Origin of the sequence: Caballeronia grimmiae (genome assembly GCF_000698555.1) — a bacterium.
In the GTDB taxonomy this organism is placed as follows: Bacteria; Pseudomonadota; Gammaproteobacteria; order Burkholderiales; family Burkholderiaceae; genus Caballeronia; species Caballeronia grimmiae.
The window spans coordinates 426,400-443,277 of record NZ_JFHE01000001.1 but is presented as its reverse complement, the minus strand read 5'-3'; the positions used below and the strand labels follow the sequence as shown (position 1 = coordinate 443,277).

General features: G+C 62.3%; 14 protein-coding genes. 7 read left to right on the top strand and 7 right to left on the bottom strand.

The genetic code is table 11. From position 1 onward, the window contains the following. Window positions 1–8 precede the first annotated feature (8 nt). The 3 genes from BG57_RS02060 to BG57_RS02050 all read right to left on the bottom strand — a co-directional run bounded on the left by BG57_RS02060 (window position 9) and on the right by BG57_RS02050 (window position 2,721). Entirely contained in the window at window positions 9–920 is a 912-nt protein-coding gene (locus tag BG57_RS02060) for a LysR family transcriptional regulator (RefSeq protein ID WP_035959765.1), read from the bottom strand. An 89-nt stretch (window positions 921–1,009) separates the two neighbouring features. Further along, on the bottom strand, window positions 1,010–1,600 hold the full coding sequence (locus tag BG57_RS02055) for a phosphatase PAP2 family protein (protein ID WP_035959764.1): 591 nt from the start codon (window positions 1,598–1,600) through the stop codon (window positions 1,010–1,012). A 35-nt stretch (window positions 1,601–1,635) separates the two neighbouring features. After that, window positions 1,636–2,721: a GlxA family transcriptional regulator gene (locus BG57_RS02050; protein WP_035959763.1), complete on the bottom strand. Its 1,086-nt coding sequence runs from the start codon at window positions 2,719–2,721 to the stop codon at window positions 1,636–1,638. Between the two features lie 368 nt (window positions 2,722–3,089). Between BG57_RS02050 and galU the strand changes: the two genes are divergently transcribed. After that, window positions 3,090–4,031, top strand: coding sequence for a UTP--glucose-1-phosphate uridylyltransferase GalU (gene galU / locus BG57_RS02045; RefSeq protein ID WP_052005559.1), 942 nt, complete (start codon window positions 3,090–3,092; stop codon window positions 4,029–4,031). A gap of 230 nt (window positions 4,032–4,261) precedes the next feature. Here galU and BG57_RS02040 read toward each other — a convergent pair whose 3' ends face one another. The 4 genes from BG57_RS02040 to BG57_RS32395 form a co-directional block, all read right to left on the bottom strand. After that, a complete protein-coding gene (locus tag BG57_RS02040; RefSeq protein WP_035959888.1) occupies window positions 4,262–4,714 on the bottom strand; it encodes a GDP-mannose mannosyl hydrolase in 453 nt (150 codons plus the stop codon). Window positions 4,715–4,860: 146 nt separating this feature from the next. Continuing rightward, entirely contained in the window at window positions 4,861–6,792 is a 1,932-nt protein-coding gene (locus tag BG57_RS02035; protein WP_174447178.1) for a hypothetical protein, read from the bottom strand. Between the two features lie 43 nt (window positions 6,793–6,835). Further along, window positions 6,836–6,961 (bottom strand): hypothetical protein, encoded by a 126-nt coding sequence (locus BG57_RS34085; RefSeq protein ID WP_268237989.1) that lies wholly within the window; start codon window positions 6,959–6,961, stop codon window positions 6,836–6,838. 452 nt (window positions 6,962–7,413) lie between these two features. Further along, window positions 7,414–7,773: a hypothetical protein gene (locus BG57_RS32395; protein WP_152562478.1), complete on the bottom strand. Its 360-nt coding sequence runs from the start codon at window positions 7,771–7,773 to the stop codon at window positions 7,414–7,416. A gap of 162 nt (window positions 7,774–7,935) precedes the next feature. Between BG57_RS32395 and BG57_RS02030 the strand changes: the two genes are divergently transcribed. From BG57_RS02030 to gmd, 6 genes are all read left to right on the top strand, one after another. Then, window positions 7,936–8,937 (top strand): GlxA family transcriptional regulator, encoded by a 1,002-nt coding sequence (locus tag BG57_RS02030; RefSeq protein WP_035959886.1) that lies wholly within the window; start codon window positions 7,936–7,938, stop codon window positions 8,935–8,937. A 192-nt stretch (window positions 8,938–9,129) separates the two neighbouring features. Continuing rightward, entirely contained in the window at window positions 9,130–10,653 is a 1,524-nt protein-coding gene (locus BG57_RS02025) for a mannose-1-phosphate guanylyltransferase/mannose-6-phosphate isomerase (RefSeq protein WP_035959762.1), read from the top strand. Between the two features lie 123 nt (window positions 10,654–10,776). After that, window positions 10,777–12,156 carry an undecaprenyl-phosphate glucose phosphotransferase gene (locus BG57_RS02020; protein WP_035959761.1) on the top strand — a complete coding sequence of 460 codons (1,380 nt, stop codon included), beginning with the start codon at window positions 10,777–10,779 and terminating at the stop codon, window positions 12,154–12,156. Window positions 12,157–12,207: 51 nt separating this feature from the next. Next, entirely contained in the window at window positions 12,208–13,362 is a 1,155-nt protein-coding gene (locus tag BG57_RS02015) for a polysaccharide biosynthesis/export family protein (RefSeq protein ID WP_035959884.1), read from the top strand. 85 nt (window positions 13,363–13,447) lie between these two features. Beyond that, window positions 13,448–15,676 (top strand): polysaccharide biosynthesis tyrosine autokinase, encoded by a 2,229-nt coding sequence (locus tag BG57_RS02010; protein ID WP_035959760.1) that lies wholly within the window; start codon window positions 13,448–13,450, stop codon window positions 15,674–15,676. Between the two features lie 78 nt (window positions 15,677–15,754). After that, window positions 15,755–16,873 carry a GDP-mannose 4,6-dehydratase gene (gene gmd, locus BG57_RS02005; protein WP_035959759.1) on the top strand — a complete coding sequence of 373 codons (1,119 nt, stop codon included), beginning with the start codon at window positions 15,755–15,757 and terminating at the stop codon, window positions 16,871–16,873. Window positions 16,874–16,878 lie beyond the last annotated feature (5 nt).

The following is a 16,878-nucleotide window of genomic DNA, read 5'->3' as shown; positions in this document are numbered from 1 at the left end:
GCGCGCCTTCAGCTTTCCTGGAAGATCGGCAGCCGCGAATAGAGATCGGCGACCCAGTCGATGAACACACGCACGCGCCGCGGCTGGTGCCGATTCGCCGCGTACAGCACCGACACCACGCGCGGATGCGTCGGATATTCAGCGAGCACGCGCCGCAGCGTACCGCTTCTCAGATACGGATCGAGCGTGTAGCTCGAACTCTGAATGAGCCCGAGGCCCGCGAGCCCGGACGCGATGTATGAATCCGCATCGTTGACCGCGATCTTGTGTTTGAGCGCGATGCTGCGCGTTTCGCCATCGACGACGAATTCCCAGTTGCGCACGCGCCCCGACTTGTTCATCACATAGCCGACGGCCAGATGCTGGTCGAGATCGTCGAGGGTCTGCGGCTCGCCGTATTGCTCGATATATCCCGGCGATGCACACGTGATCTGCGTATAGGCACCGATACGCTTCGCGACCAGCCCGATATCGCCGATCGCGCCGACGCGCACCACGCAATCGACGGCATCTTCCACGAGATCGACCTGCCGGTCCGTCAGCAGCAATTCGACGCCGATATCCGGATACGCCGCGAAGAATTCCGGCAGCGCGGGAATGACGGTGCTCTTCGCCATCACCTGCGGAAGGCTCACCTTGACGTTGCCCTTCGGACTCAGCTTCGAATGCGACAGCGACGCTTCCATGTCGTCGACTTCGCCGAGCACGCGCACGCACCGGTCGAAATAGGCTTCGCCGTCTTCGGTGATGCTGATGCTGCGGGTCGTGCGATTGAGCAGCCGCGCGCCGAGATGCGCTTCGAGCGCCTGCAGCGTGCGGGAGACGCTTGCGGGTGGAAGATGAAGCGCGTCGGCGGCTTTCGAGAAACTGCCCGATTCGACGACGCGCACGAACACTTTCATTGCGAGGAAGCGGTCCATGCTGGAGTCCGGAGTCGTGGCCGCGCCGTCGGATGAATCAGCATCCGGTGCGCGGCGTGTGTGAGTCAGCGATCAGGCCGACATCATACTCACGACAGCCCGAGCCCCCGGCAAAGCGCCCACGAGTATTGCTCGATGAGCGCCTGGAACGGCGCGTGATGCCCATACGCAATCGACGATACCGCGAGCAGCCCGACGCCCGCGACAGCCGCGCGCGGCATCTTGCGCGGCTGCTCGAACACGCGCATGAGCAGCATGCCGGCGATGGCCGCGCCGAGCAGCCATCCCGCGATCACTTCGCTCGGCGTATGCGCGTCCTGAATGATGCGGCTCGCGCCGATCATCGCGGCGAGTCCGAGGCCGCCCGCCGCGCCCAGCCGGTACCACCCGCCGCCGAAGCTGCCGAATATCAGCGCGCCCGCGACCGTGTAGATGGACGCGGCGAGCATCGTATGCCCGCTGATCATGCGGAAGCCCAAGGCCGGAATCTCCAGCCCGCAGCCTGCATAGAGAATCTTGGAGAGGCCGACGAGGCCCATGCCCGCGGCGAGCAGCACGGCCCAGCGCAGCGCGAGCCGCCAGTCCACGGTGCGCAGCCACAAGGCGCAGACGAGTGCCAGTGGCAGCGTGAAAGCTGCATCCCCGAGGTTCGAACAAATCCAGAGTACCTTTGTTTCCATACGTGTCCGTTGTAGGTATCGCGGTTTAGAAATGCCTACGAGCTGTCCGCCTGTTTGCGGCGGCCCGCCATGCGATATTCGGTTGGCGAAATCGAGAGGCGCTTGCGAAAAATCTTCGCGAGGCCGTCGCCGCTGCCCGCGCCGCAACGCCGCGCGATCTTGTCGACTGGCAAGTCGGTGGCGGCGAGCAGCATGCAACTCGCGTCGAGCCGGGCGCGCAACAGATATTCCGATGGCGTCAGGCCGATCTGCGCCTTGAAGCGCCGCAGAAAGTTGCGCTCGCTCATGGCGGCGACGCGTGCGGCATCGGTGATCGAAATCTGCCGCACGTAGTTTTCGCGGATCCAGCGCGCGGCCGCGTCGATCTTTTGACGCACGCCGCCGCCGTCGGTGTCGTCGAGAACCATGGCGAGCTTTTGCCACGCGCCCGGTATCGACCGCTCCGATACTTCGCGTGCGACGGCTGCGCCGTAATCGCGCTTGACCATCGACAGCGCGGCAGCGATGGGACCTTTCGGGTCGTCGAGCGTGAGCGTCTGCTCGGCGATGGACAGCGCGTTCGACAATGCCGGCGACATGGCTTCCGCCGCCGGTTCATCGGCGAAATCGAGCGAGCGGTTCTGCAGCGTGAGATTCGCCGCTGCGAGAAGGTGCGCGCCTTCGCCGATGGCCTTGATGAACGGAATCTTCGGCGCGATGCGGCCAAGCTGCCTGCGCAGCGTGACATCGTGGCGTGCCTGCCGTGCGCCGGGGCCGCCCGCGATGAAAAGCGCATCGCATTCGTTCATCCATCGTGCTTCGAGGCTTTCGGTCCAGATGCGCATGGAGCAACTGCTCGCAACGCTGCCTCCTTCGCTGGACACGAACTGCAGCGAATAGTTCGGCATTTCCGCAAATGATGCGGACGATGCGTGCGGTAGCTCACGCTGCCCGCGCGATTCTTCCGCGTACGGGCTTACCTGATTGGCCAGCGAGAAGACCTCGGAAATCGAACTGACTTCGACGAGAGAGAAGTCCTCGAAGACCAGAATGCCGATCCGCTTTGCCGTGCCGGCAGACCGTACATCGGGCCTGGGCGAGCGCACGACGTGCAGCCGGCCCATACCATTGGCGTATTCCATCGACTATCTCCTGTCGACCGGAGCGGGCGCGCTCAAGCCACTTTGGGGCCACTTTGGGCGCTTTGTCGCGCCTCGCTCGGGTCACATGCCGGACGGTTGCTTTCATCCCCCTTGTTCCGGTGAGGAACGTCGAAAGCGGGAAAACCAAGCTCACATGCGTCGCACTATACGCGGCAGTGAATGCGCATCGGCTTGACAGTCTGAAAATGACGAAGTGTTGGCAGATGATTTCGATATCGCGCGAATAAGCTGACGCTACTCGTGTCGTCTGATGAAATCGGCGACGGCGACAACTAGAAGAGGCGGCCGCGAACGCTCGATGAAGCGTTGCGTTCGCCTATTGCACATTCAACCAACAAGGTGAGCCGATGCTAAAAGTGCGCAAGGCGGTATTTCCGGTGGCGGGACTCGGCACGCGATTCCTTCCCGCAACGAAGGCGAGCCCGAAGGAAATGTTGCCGGTGGTGGACAAGCCGCTGATTCAGTATGCGGTCGAAGAGGCGATGGCGGCGGGCATCACGGAGATGATCTTCGTGACGGGCCGCAGCAAGCGTGCGATCGAGGATCACTTCGACAAGTCGTATGAGATCGAAGCCGAGCTCGAAGCGCGCGGCAAGGCGAAGCTGCTGGAAATGGTGCGTGGCATTTTGCCGAGCCACGTGACGTGCATGTATGTGCGTCAGGCTGAGGCGCTCGGGTTAGGGCATGCGGTGTTGTGTGCCGAGAAACTCGTCGGTGACGAGCCGTTTGCTGTCGTGCTCGCGGATGACTTGCTCGATGGTCAGCCGCCTGTGCTCGCGCAGATGGTCGACGTGTTCGATCATTATCACTCGTCGGTGATTGGCGTCGAAGAGATCGATCGCAAGGATTCGCGCTCGTATGGCGTGATTGAGGGCAAGCCTTGGGACGATGGTCTTTTCAAGCTGTCGCGCGTGGTCGAGAAGCCGGAGCCGGCTTTGGCGCCTTCGAACTTTGGCGTCGTCGGGCGGTATGTTTTGATGCCGCGCATTTTTGAGTTTCTGCGGAATCAGAAACCGGGGACAGGCGGTGAAATTCAGTTGACCGATGGGATCGAGGCGCTGCTCTCGCAGGAGCAGGTGCTGGCTTATCGGTATCGCGGGAAACGGTTCGATTGCGGCAGCAAGCTGGGGTATCTCAAGGCCACTGTCGAGTTCGCGCTCCGGCATCCGGAGGTTCGCGATGAATTCGAGGCGTATTTGAAGGCGCACTTTGCGGTTCCTTTCGTGGAGGATGCCGTTCTGGAGGCCTCTGCCGAAGATGATGCCGATGTTCCCGTTGTTGAGGGTTGAGTTCGGGTTTCGTTGAGTTCGTTACTCGCGTCGGTTTGTTGCTCGCCCCCTTGCCGGGGCGGGGGCGCTTTGTCTTATGCTAAGCCGTAGCCAAGAAAGCAATGAACGATATTTTCGCCATTGCGCGGTTGGCATTCTTTGTTTTGGATTTCTCGCGTCGGTCTATTAGCGCGCCCCGGGGAGGGGCGCGCCAATAGACCGACACGAAAAGAAGAAAGCCCCTCGCGGCATCAGCGAAAATAAGCCTTGGTATTCTCATGCACATCATGAGCAGCCAGCAGATCATCAGCGTGCAACCACTGATACTCGCTGTGCTGATCAAATCGCCCAATGGCCACATTGCCACTCAGAGGCAGAGCATAAGCAAGCACGACATAGTGCGTCCCAAACCCCTCGGACCCAGAAAAATTATCGCAATAGCGATGCTCGAACACCCCATAAAACCGCGCAGAAGACCGCTCGACACTGGCGACGCCTAGCTCACTGCGCACAATGCGCCGAAACGCGGCATCGAGCGATTCGTCCTTGGCGATGCGCCCGCCCGGCACGAACCACGTCCCCTGTGCAGGCCGATTTCGCCGCCGCCCCACCAGCACTCGCCGATTCCCATCGGTGACTATGAGATCGATCGACACGAGCGGCGCAAGCCGAACCACTGTCATGAAATCCGCTTCGCTCAGCATCGCCGTTGCGTTGGTCATTTTCTTTTGATCGTTATGAATGATGGATGCCGGTCCCCGTTTGAACAGACGCAGCGCAAATTCAGTGTAGCGCGCACAGGCATGCGACAGTCCGCCGCAGCACTGGTCTTAAACGACTAATTCAGTCCCTATTGCCCCACATAACCGGCAGGCTTCGTGACGTTCGCGCGCATCGCTGCGGCGTTATCGGACACGACATAGACCGGCGCTTCGCTCAAGACCAGCGGCAAGCGCCCATCGCTGTATTGCATCGCCGATGCATTGCCCATCATGTCGAAAACCGTCACCGTGCCCGACTTGCCGGGCGCATCCACGACGAGGCTGTAGTCGACCCCATGCGTCGAATCGAAACCGTCGCGGCCCGGCCACGATGCATTGCGATGCGTCCACAACGCAGTCACGACCTTGCCGCCATTCAAGCGCTGAAACGCATACGCATAGACGCCCCGCGGCGTGCCATTGAGATAACCGAGCGTCGTCGTGCCATCGACGATGCGCGTCATCGCAGCCACGGCCATCGCAGCGGGCTTCGGGCTGATCTGCGTCTGCCCGAAGCCGCCCTCCGCATTGACGAGATCGAAGAACACGCCATAGCCCACTTCGGGCGGATCGGCGCTATAGAACACGAAGCTCACGTCCGCACCCTCGCCAAGCAGCATCAGATGCGCGCGCGCGACGACCGCGCCTTGCGCATAGAGCACGTTCCAGCCGGGCGTATGCGGACCATACTTGCTGCCGATGTCATAACTCACGCCTGTCTCGGTGACGAAGAGCTTCGCGCCCGGCTTCACGATGTCCGTCATCGCGCGACGCAACTCGCGCATTGCGGCGGGCATCGCTTTGGCCGACGTCGATGGATCGACATCGAAACGCTCCGGCGGATGCGACGGCGACGTGCCCACATCGTAGTAGCCATGCACGCTGACGCCATCCAGATACTTGCCGATGCCAAGCGGCGCGAGACGCCTGAGCCACGTCGTATTCGATGCGAGATTCGACAGCGTCAGTCCCATCACGACGGCGTTCGGATCGCTCGCATGGATGGCTTCGTGCGTGGCCTTGTACATCGCGACGAGGTTCGCATCGGAGTCGCGCCACGGCAGGCCGCCTTCGTAATCCGGCTCCCACGTCACCTGATAGTAGTTTTGCGACTGTCGCGGGAACCACGTCTTGCGCACGGTGTTCGACTCCGCGCCCACGCGCTTCATGTAGTCGCGGTAAGCATCGAGCGATACCGGCGCGTAGCTGTGCGTGCGCTCCTTCGTCGGGCTTGCCCAGGCGGGGATGCCATCGAGCTGAATGAGGCGCAGCAGGTCGCCGGGTTTGAAGAAGGGCGCGAGATTGTCCGCCGCTGCATCGAACGTGTGCGGGCCTTTCTCCTCGGTCACGTACCAGTTGCGATTGTCATTGACCCACGTGAGACCGAGATCGGGATAGAGCGGCCGATAACCATCGCCCGAGCAGCACGACTCGCCCGGCTTCAGATACGCGGCGCCCTGACCGCCGAAGCGATGCTGATCGAGGCGCGCATACGTCACGGCCGGGAGCGCCGCCGATACATCGGGCAGCACGCCGAAGGTCGCGATGCCCGAAGGCCGCGTGCCGCGTGGAGGCAAGGCCGTCTTGTCCGATTCGAGCGATGCGCTCACCGCGAAGTACCCAGCCGCACGCGATGAGCACGCGAGCGTGTAGGTCGCCGGCTTCGCATCGACGGCGAAGCGGCCGCTCGCTTTCACGACGTTCCACGCGTCGCGAATCTCCCAGTTCACCGCGTCGGCAGCCTTCGCGCGAGTCGTGATTGCAACGGAAAGCGGCGCGTTCAGCGCGAACATGCGCGTGCCGTTGCTGCCGGGCGTATCCGCTTCGATCGCGGGACCGCTTTGCGCAGCCGGTACGGGGGTTGCGGGCGCGTCGCAGCGCAGCGGCGGCGTATCGAAGGAGGCGCGCTTGCTGGCCGCGGGCGTGGCGGCTTCGTCGGACGTTGCGTTGTCGCAGGCGGTCATCGTCAAAAGCATGGCGATGGCTGCTGTCGCGCGGCGTGCGGTCGGGAATCGGGTCATCGTGCGAGTGGTCGGACTGTGAGGAGCGAGGCGATTCGCGGCACTACAGGCCGCGTGCAAGCGCCCACGATGACCGCAGCGCCCGCCGCGAACCGTGCGTATCCGCACGCGCGCCGCCCCTTCGTCCGATGAATGCGTCGTCGGAGCCGGCGACGAACTGATCAGACATGAAACACATGCGCCTGCGGCACGGTTACTGGTCGCCGATGGAGACCGGAAAATTTGACCGGCGTCGCGCAACGTTGCGTCTTACGATTTCTTTTGACGGGTCACGCAATTAATCGGGTCAATCCAGTGGTATTCCCCGGACGAATCGCGCTGACTCGGAACCGTTCGTTCGTATTAACCCTAAACGGTGCACCGCCGCAAATGCACTAGGTTTTGGCGGAAATGTCCGGCTGCGGCGGCCTTTGCTCGCGGTGCTTAGCGGGCGTTTAGCCCTCGTGCGGCGCAGCATGTCAATTCATATAAAACGCCTGGATTATGTCCGTGAATAAATAGTCGTGGTGTTATTAAAGAACCGCTGATTCGCATTCGTTGAATTAAATCGACATTAAACGGCGATTAATAAATCAACGGATTTCGGATTTACTCGGCGGTCTGGTAGCGCCGGTGTCTGTATCAAAATCTTACCGGCGATAATCCAAAAATTGCCGATTCAACGCGTGCGAACGCCCAGCTTTGAAGCGGCTGATGTTTCACCGGTGAATCATTTTGAAACGGGCCGTTGAAAAGCGCTGATTGGTTCGTTTGACCGCACAAGGCCGTGCGACAGGGCTTCTGGCGGTTTGAGCGTGGAACCGCACGGAAAAGAAGCCATACGGCATTGGCGAACAGATCGACCGTTCGTATGAAGAAATATTGAAACTCGGGCAATAGGCATTGAAAGACGCTCAAACCGAATGCGGACATGGATATCAATGTGCGGTCAGCCTCATAACCGAACAGATTTTGTGGTTTAAGCGCGAAAATCGAACCCACGGAAAACATTGTCTGCTTATTATTCACACCAGCGGAGACGATTCCGCCAACCTCTCGTTCCCATCGGTCACGGCAACCCGGCGAAGTTCGGGAACGCCTTGATGCAATGCAATGGCCGAGTAACTCTTCCGCACCCTGGAAACAAAGCTGCAGAGGATGACCATGCCTTACGCCACTCTCGAACCCGCAGTGATGGGTTGGATGCCTCCCTCGACGAGACCGTCGCAGGCAGAGGTGAAACGGATTGCGATTTTGCTGTTCGACGGATTCTCGCTACTGGGTGCGGGAATCGTCGCTGAAGTCTTTCACATGGCCAATGAACTGTCGTCGGCCAAGGCGAAAGCCGACTGCACCTATGACGTGCGCTTCCTCTCCGTCGAAGGCGGCAACGTCGCGTGCTCGTCGTCGGTGCGTGTCTGGACCGACGGTCTCGACGCACGCCACTACGGCGGCTTCGATGCGCTCTTCGTCGCTGGCGGACGCGGCGCCGAGGAAGCCGCGAAGGACGATCGCATCGTCGAATGGCTGCGCCGCGTGAACGGCAAGACCACGGCGATCAAGTCGATCTCCGAAGGCCGCAAGGTGCTGGAGGCGGCGGGCATCGGTTACGCACACGATGCGCAGGCCCGCTATGGCAACGCGATCATGCCGCTCGTGCGCGACGAGCAATCGGGCGAAGGCGGCGATCGCTACGAATCGATGAAGGGCGCGTTGATGATCGTGAAGCGAGATCTCGGACTCGACATCTCGCGCAGCGTGGCCGAACGTCTCATGCCCGGCTCTGCCGCGAAGCTCGTGTCGATTCTCGGCGACAGCGGCGCGGCATCGGCGGGCGACAAGATTCGCGCGGCGGCGCGGTGGCTCCAGGACAACTGCGAGCGGCCGATCTCCGTCGTCGATGCGGCGCAAGTCGCCGCGATGAGCGAGCGCAACTTCCTGCGCCGCTTCAAGATCGAGATGGGCATCACGCCATCCGATTATCTGCTGCAGGCACGCCTTGCCGTGACCTGCGCGCTGCTCACCGACTCGGAGTTGCCGGTGGACAAGATCGCGCGCAGAAGCGGCATGGGCAACGGCGACAGGCTCGCCAAGATTTTCCGCAAGCGCCTTCTGATTTCGCCGACCGAATACCGGATGCAAAGCCGGCGCGAGGCAAACGGCTGAGAGCCGGACGCGTCAGAAGGGCCAGGAGACAGCAAGGCCGAAGCACCAGCGTCCCTCTGTGTGGGGTACCGGACAGGGGTGGCGTAAAGCGTCGAACATTTGGCCGGACCATCTTGGTCCGGGGCCCAATCATTCTCGGGCGGCAGTGATGTCACGCAAGCCGCGAACGAACATGCAGGCAGGAGTCCTACGATGAGCAATGAAACACGCACGCAAGGCGAAGTGACGACAAGCAGCGAGGGGCAGGCGGGCGCCGTGACGGCCACGCCGTGCCGCCGGCTGGTTTCCGTCATTTTGGCCGGCGGCTCGGGCACGCGCCTGTGGCCGATGTCCCGTGAACAGTTTCCGAAGCAATTGATCGGCGTCGTCGGTCGCGACTCGCTTTTGCAAGCCACCGTTTCGCGCATGAAAGGCTTTACGGGCGACTTCAACGTGAGCGCCGAGCCGATCATCGTGTGCGGTGAAGAGCATCGCTTCACGACGGAAGAGCAGACGCGCGAAAGCGGCGTCAGCGCGAAGATCATCGTCGAGCCGGCACGCCGCGACACGGCGCCCGCCCTCACGCTGGCCGCGCTCGCCGCATGCAAGGATGGCCGCGACGCGATCATGGTCGCGATGCCCGCCGATCACTCGATCGCCGATATCCCGGCGCTGCATCGCGCGATTGCGATCGCCGCCGAGCACGCGGAACGCGGTGCGATCGCCACGCTCGGCATTCCGCCGACGCGTCCCGACACCGGCTTCGGCTATATCCGCCTCGGCGGCGCGCTCTCCGACGGCGCGCATCAGATCGACCGCTTCGTCGAGAAGCCCGCCGCCGAACTCGCCGCGCAATACGTCGCAGCGGGCACGTACTGGTGGAACAGCGGCATCTTCGTCGTGCGCGCTAGCGTGTGGCTGGCCGCGCTGCAGAAGCTCAATCCCGAGATGTTCGCGGCATGCCGCGCGGCGCTCGGCGAAGGCAAGGACGACGGCAAGTTCTTCCGCCCGAACGCGGCGCAGTTCGGCAGCACGCCGTCGGACTCGATCGACTACGCGGTGATGGAGCACATCGGCACGCCGAACGCACCGTGCGAAGGCGTGGTGGTGCCGCTCGTCGCGGGCTGGTCCGATCTCGGCTCGTGGGACGCCGTCTGGGACGCGATGGACAAGGACGACTCGGGCAACGTCGCGAGCGGCCGCGTGGTGTTCGAAGGCGCGACCTCCAGCTATGCGCGCTCGGAAGGCGGACGCCTCGTCGCATGCGTCGGCACGACCAACATCATCGTCGTCGAAACGGATGACGCGGTGCTCGTCGCCGATCGTTCGCGCGTGCAGGACATCAAGGGTCTCGTCGCGCGCATCCGCGAACAGCATGCGCCCGAAGCCGACACGCATCGCAAGGTGCGCCGTCCGTGGGGCTTCTATGACTCGATCGAGCATGGCGAGCGGTTCCAGGTGAAGCGCATCGTGGTTGCGCCGGGCGCGCAGCTTTCGCTGCAGATGCATCACCATCGCGCGGAGCACTGGATCGTCGTGTGCGGCACGGCGCTCGTCACGCGCGGCGAAGAACAGTTCCTTCTCTCGGAGAACGAATCGACGTTCATTCCGCTGGGCGTGCGGCATCGCCTCGAAAATCCGGGCAAGGTACCGCTCGAGATGATCGAAGTGCAGTCGGGCAGCTACCTCGGCGAGGACGACATCGTTCGTTTCGACGATACGTATGGCCGTAGCTGAGCACCGCGTTTAGCGGATGCACGGCACTGGGTCCCTCGCAGCGGCGCGCGATAGTTCGCCGCCGCATGCGAGGGGTAAATGAAAACTTAGCTGGGCGGGATCGATTTCGTTCGGGGAAAAGACATGCGCGATTTACAAGGATTGCTCGCGCGCCTCTTCGACGTCGCCATGATCGTCGGCGGCGCGGCGGTGGCGTCGCAGATCAGGTTCGAGAACATAGCGGTGCCCGCCTATTCGGCGGTGTTCGTCGCTTTTGCGGCAGCGTTTTCGCTTGCCCTCTTTCCGGGCTTCGGCGTCTACGAATCATGGCGCGGCCGCAGGAAGGTAATGCTCATCTGTCAGGTGTCGCTTGGCTGGCTGGTGGTGCAGGGCTGCGCGCTGGCGCTGATGTTCTCGCTGCATCGGCTCGACTATGTGTCGCGCCTCTGGTTTGCGTACTGGACCGCGATGTCCGGCGTGCTCATGATCGGCGGGCGGCTTCTCACCCATGTCGTGCTTGCACGCATGCGCAATGCGGGCATGAACCTGCATCAGGTGGCTGTCGTCGGTTGCGGCAAGCATTGCAACTCCATCGTCAGAAAGCTCGAACGGGCGAAGAATTCGGGCTTTCGTGCGAGCGCCGTGTTCAACGTGGCTCCCGAATCGGGCCGGCTCAATACGCGCGTTCCCGTGTTCGAAGATCACGATGCCTTCGTGAACTACGTCCGCACGCACAACGTGCATGAAGTGTGGCTCGCGCTGCCGCTGTCCGAGGAACGCACGATCCATCGCTTCGTGAACGAGTTCCGCGAAGAGCTCGTCAACGTGCGCTTCATGCCGGACGTGCGCAGCCTCTCGCTGTTCGAAAGCAGCACGACGGACCTGCTCGGCGAAACCGCGATCAACCTCGTTGCATCGCCGATCTCGCAAAGCGCGCTGTTGCAGAAGGAGATCTTCGACCGCGTGTTCGCGCTCGGCGCGATCATCGCCATCTCGCCGCTGCTGATCGCCATTGCAATCGCAATCAAGCTGACGTCGCGCGGTCCGGTGTTCTTCAGGCAACGTCGCAAGGGCGCGGATGGCCGCGTGTTTCGAATCTACAAGTTCCGTTCGATGCGAATGCACACGGAACAGGCCGGGGTGGTTCGGCAGGCCACGCGCAATGATCCGCGCGTGACCCGTGTCGGGGCATTCCTGCGCCGTACCAGCCTCGATGAGCTGCCGCAGTTCTTCAACGTTCTGCTCGGCGACATGTCGGTCGTGGGCCCGCGTCCCCATGCACTGGAACATGACGATCTTTATCAGAAGGTCGTGTCGGGGTACATCCATCGTTACCGGATCAAGCCGGGTATCACCGGCTGGGCGCAGGTCAACGGCTTTCGGGGAGAGACCGATCTCATCGAAAAAATGGAAGGACGCGTCGCTCACGATTTGTACTACCTGGGTAATTGGTCGTTCGGCCTCGACATGAAAATCATCGCCGCAACGATCTTCAAGGGACTACGCCACACCAACGCTTATTGAATGCAGGGGACGACCATCATGCACAATCAACAACAACCGGGCACCACGACCATGGCCGCCAATACCAACGTGTCGGGCGTCTTCCGGCTTTCGAGCCTGGCGGCTGCAGCTTCTCTCTGCGTGATCTTCGCAGGATGCGCGCTCGCACCGGGCATGCACATGGAAAAGCCGGCCGCGCTCGCCGAAACGTCGAACGACCAGGGCGATACCGCGACCGCCGTGAATATTCCGATCACGCCGATCGACCTCTCGCTCGTGCGCAAGCTGAAGGCCGCGCAGCCGTCGTCGACGGTTGATCCGAACGCGAGCCTCTACGGCAAGCCGACCGCATACGTGCTCGGACCGGGCGACGTGCTCCAGATCACGGTCTGGGATCACCCGGAACTGGTCGCCGCGCTCGGGCAGCCGCCGCAGCAGACGCGTCAAGCCGATGCCGCGCCTGGCTTCGTCGTCGATGCCGACGGCAATCTGCAATTCCCGTATGTGAACCGCGCGCTGCATGTCGCGGGCAAGACCGAATCGCAGGTTCAGCGCGAGCTGTACGCCGAGCTGTCGAAGGTCTTCGTGAAGCCGCAACTGACGGTGCGCGTCGCTTCGTTCCGTGCGTCGCAGGTTTATATCGACGGCGAAGTGCGCACGCCCGGCTCGCTGCAGATCAACGACATTCCGATGACGCTCACCGAAGCCATCGGGCGTGCGGGCGGTTTCGCGACGAGCGCGGATCAAAGCCGCGTCACGCTGATCCGTGACGGCGTCACCTATCACATCAACATGGCGGGCATGACCGCGAAGGGCCGCAGCCCGTCGGAAATCATGCTGAAGCCGGGCGATGCATTGCGCATCGATTCACGCGAAGACAACGGCGTGTACGTGATGGGCGAAGTGACCAAGCCGGCCACGGTGATCCCGATGCGCAACGGCAAGCTGACGCTCTCGGATGCGATCTCGCAGGCCGGCAGCTTCAACGCCGAGACGTCGGATCCGAAGGAGCTGTACGTGATTCGCAATGGCCAGACGGACAACCCCGAGGTGTACAAACTCGACGCGCGTTCGCCTGTGTCCATGCTGCTTGCGAACAGCTTCGAGCTGCAACCGAAGGACGTGGTCTACGTGGATAACAACGGCCTTGTCCGCTTCAGCCGCGTGCTGAACCTGCTGTTGCCCGCCATCAACGCGGGTCTGACGGCAGCGGTCATCACCAAGTAAGACTTCGTTTTTCTGGCTTCAACCGGCGCGCGCGGGGCGCGCCGGCGTTCTGTGCGACTTTTCAAAGAAATAAGCGAGCGAGACCATGGCCATAAACTTTGATGCACGCTACTCGGACGTCTCGACCGGCGACGAGTTGCGATTATCCGACTATCTGGCGGCCGTCTTCGGCAACTGGAAACTCGTGACGGTCGTTATGCTCGCGGTGGTCGCATTGGGCGCCGCGTATGCATTCGTTGCGCCGCCGACCTACAAGGCCGACGCGCTGATCCAGACCGAAGAGACCAACGCCAACAACAACGCGAACGCGAACGTCAACGCGGTGCAAGCCGTGTCGCAGATGTTCGACGCGAAATCCACCACGGCTGCGCAGATCGAACTGCTGCGCTCGCGCCTCGTCGTCGACGATACGGTGCGCCGTCTTCATCTCGACATCAGCGCCGCGCCGCATACGGTGCCGGTCCTCGGCGGCGTGATCGGCAGCGCATTGTCCACGTTCGACGTGAAGGTGCCGGAAGGCTATCTGTCGCGCTTCGCATGGGGCAACGAGCAGATCGACGTGCCGCTCTTCGATACGCCGAAGGAACTGTACGAGCAGAAGTTCACGATCGTGGCGGGCGAGAACGGCGCGTATGTGCTGAACGATCCGAACGGCGTCGCGGTTCTGTCGGGCAAGGTCGGCCAGGAAGCGTCGGGCATGACGCCGCAAGGTCCGATCAGGCTGAAGGTCGAGAAGCTCGTCGGCGCGCCGGGCGTGCACTTCGACGTCCAGCGTTTCTCGACGCTCACGACCATCGACAATCTGCAGCAGCGTCTGTCGGTCGCTGAAACGGCCCTGCAATCGGGCATCATCAGCGTGAGCCTCGAAGGGCGCAACCCGAAAGAGATCTCGCAGATCGTCAACAACATCGCGAACCGCTTCGTGCAGCAGGATTCGGACAAGCGATCGGCCGAAGCGGAGCACACGCTCGCCTTCCTCGATCAGCAATTGCCGGTGCTGAAGAAGCAGCTCGACGAAGCGGAGCAGCGCTACAACACGTTCCGCAATCGCCAGGGCACGGTGGACCTGAGCGAGGAAAGCCGCCTGCTGCTGCAGCAGATCGTCGACAACAAGACCAAGCTCACGGACCTGCAACAGCAACGCGCGGAACTGTCGCAACGCTTCACGCCGCATCATCCTTCGGTGCAAGCGCTGGATGCGCAGATCGCTTCGCTCTCCGGTGCGCAGACGCGCCTCGGCAAGAACGTATCGACGCTGCCGGACACCGAGCAAACGGCACTGCGCTATCTGCGGGATGTCCGCGTGAACACCGAGCTGTACACGAACCTGCTCAACAGCGCGCAACAACTGCGCATTGCGAAGGCCGGGCAGATCGGCAACGTGCGCGTGGTGGACTATGCGCAGCCGGCGGATGATCCGGTGCGCCCGAAGCGCCTCATCGTCATCCTGATCTCGGCTGGCGTGGGCCTCGCGCTCGGCATCCTGTTCGCGTTCGTCCGCAAGTCGCTGTATGGCGGCGTGGAGCGTCCCGAAGAGATCGAGAAGCAGCTCGGCGTGCGCGTGTTCGCCATCGTGCCGCGCAGCGATACGCAGCTTCGCCTGCAACGCAAGGTCGGCATGCGCAGCGAAGGCATGCACGTGCTGGCCGCGCAAGCGCCCGAAGATGCAGCGGTGGAGGGCATTCGCAGCCTGCGCACCTCGCTGCAACTGCAACTCGCCGATGCGCGCAACAACGTCGTGATGATGACGGGCTCGCGTCCGGAAGCCGGCAAGTCGTTCCTGTCGGCGAACCTCGCGACGCTGGTGGCATCGACGAGAAAGCGGGTGCTTCTGATCGACGGCGACATGCGCCGTGGTGACATCCACTCGCACTTCGGCGTGCGCCATTCGCCGGGCTTGTCCGACGTGCTGATGGGCGCGGATGTCGACAGCGCGATCCTGCATGACGTGTTGCCGGGCGTCGACCTGATCACGAAGGGCACGTTGCCGTCGCATCCGTCGGAACTGCTCGCAAGCGAGCGTCTCGGCGAAATGCTCGATCAACTGAAGCAGATGTATGACCTGGTGATCGTCGATACCCCGCCGGTCCTCGCCGTCACCGACGCGACCGTGATCGGCAAGCACGCGGGCACGAGCCTGCTCGTCGTGCGGCACGGCAAGAACCAGGTGCAGGAAATCGGCGAGACGATGAAACGCCTGCAGCACGGCGGCGTGAACATGAAGGGCGTTCTGCTGACCGACGTGCCGCAATCGAAGATGTTGATGGGCAGCACGTACGCGGGCTACTACGGCTACGAGAGCATCGCCGAATAAAAAAACGAGCAAGGCCAGCAATAAAAATAACGCGGCGCGTACGCGCGCCGCATTCAGACCGAAGAATAGGGGTAAAGCATGGACCGCAAAGTTGCTTTGATCACGGGGATCACGGGGCAGGACGGGTCGTATCTGGCCGAACTGCTGCTCAACAAGGGCTATGAAGTACACGGCATCAAGCGCCGCAGCTCGCTTTTCAACACCGACCGCATCGACCATCTTTATCGCGATCCGCACGATCCGGATCAGCGTCTCTTTCTGCATCACGGCGACCTGACCGATTCGACGAGCCTCGTGCGCATCATTCAGCGCGTGATGCCGGACGAAATCTACAACCTGGCTGCGCAAAGCCACGTGGCCGTTTCCTTCGAAGAACCCGAGTACACGGCGAACGCCGATGGCCTCGGCGCACTGCGCATTCTCGAAGCGATCCGCATTCTCGGCCTCGAGAAGAAGACGCGCTTCTATCAGGCATCGACGTCGGAACTGTATGGCCTCGTGCAGGAGATTCCGCAGCGCGAAACCACGCCGTTCTATCCGCGCAGCCCGTATGCGGTCGCGAAGCTCTACGCTTACTGGATCACGGTGAACTACCGCGAAGCGTATGGCATGTACGCATGCAACGGCATTCTGTTCAATCACGAATCGCCGGTGCGCGGCGAGACCTTCGTCACGCGCAAGATCACCCGTGCGATCGCGCGTATCGCCGCGGGACTGCAGGACGATCTGTATCTCGGCAACCTGTCCGCGATGCGCGACTGGGGCCATGCGCGCGACTACGTCGAGATGCAATGGATGATGCTGCAGCAGGAGCAGGCAGAGGACTTCGTCATTGCAACGGGCGTGCAGTACAGCGTGCGCGAATTCGTGCAGCAGGCGGCAGCGGAACTCGGCGTGCACGTGCGCTTCGAGGGCGAGGGCGTCAATGAGATCGGCATCGTCGATCGCGTGGAAGGCCGTGAGACGAAGCTGCGTCCGGGACAGGTCATCGTGCGCGTCGATCCGCGCTACTTCCGCCCGACCGAAGTCGAGACTCTGCTGGGCGATCCGACCAAGGCGCACGAGAAGCTCGGCTGGCGTCCGGTCACGTCGTTCCAGTCGCTCGTCAAGGAGATGGTGCGCGCGGATTACCAGATTGCACGTCGCGACGCACTCGTCACGCTGGCCGGTTTCAAGGCCCTCGAACATCACGAGTAAGCCGC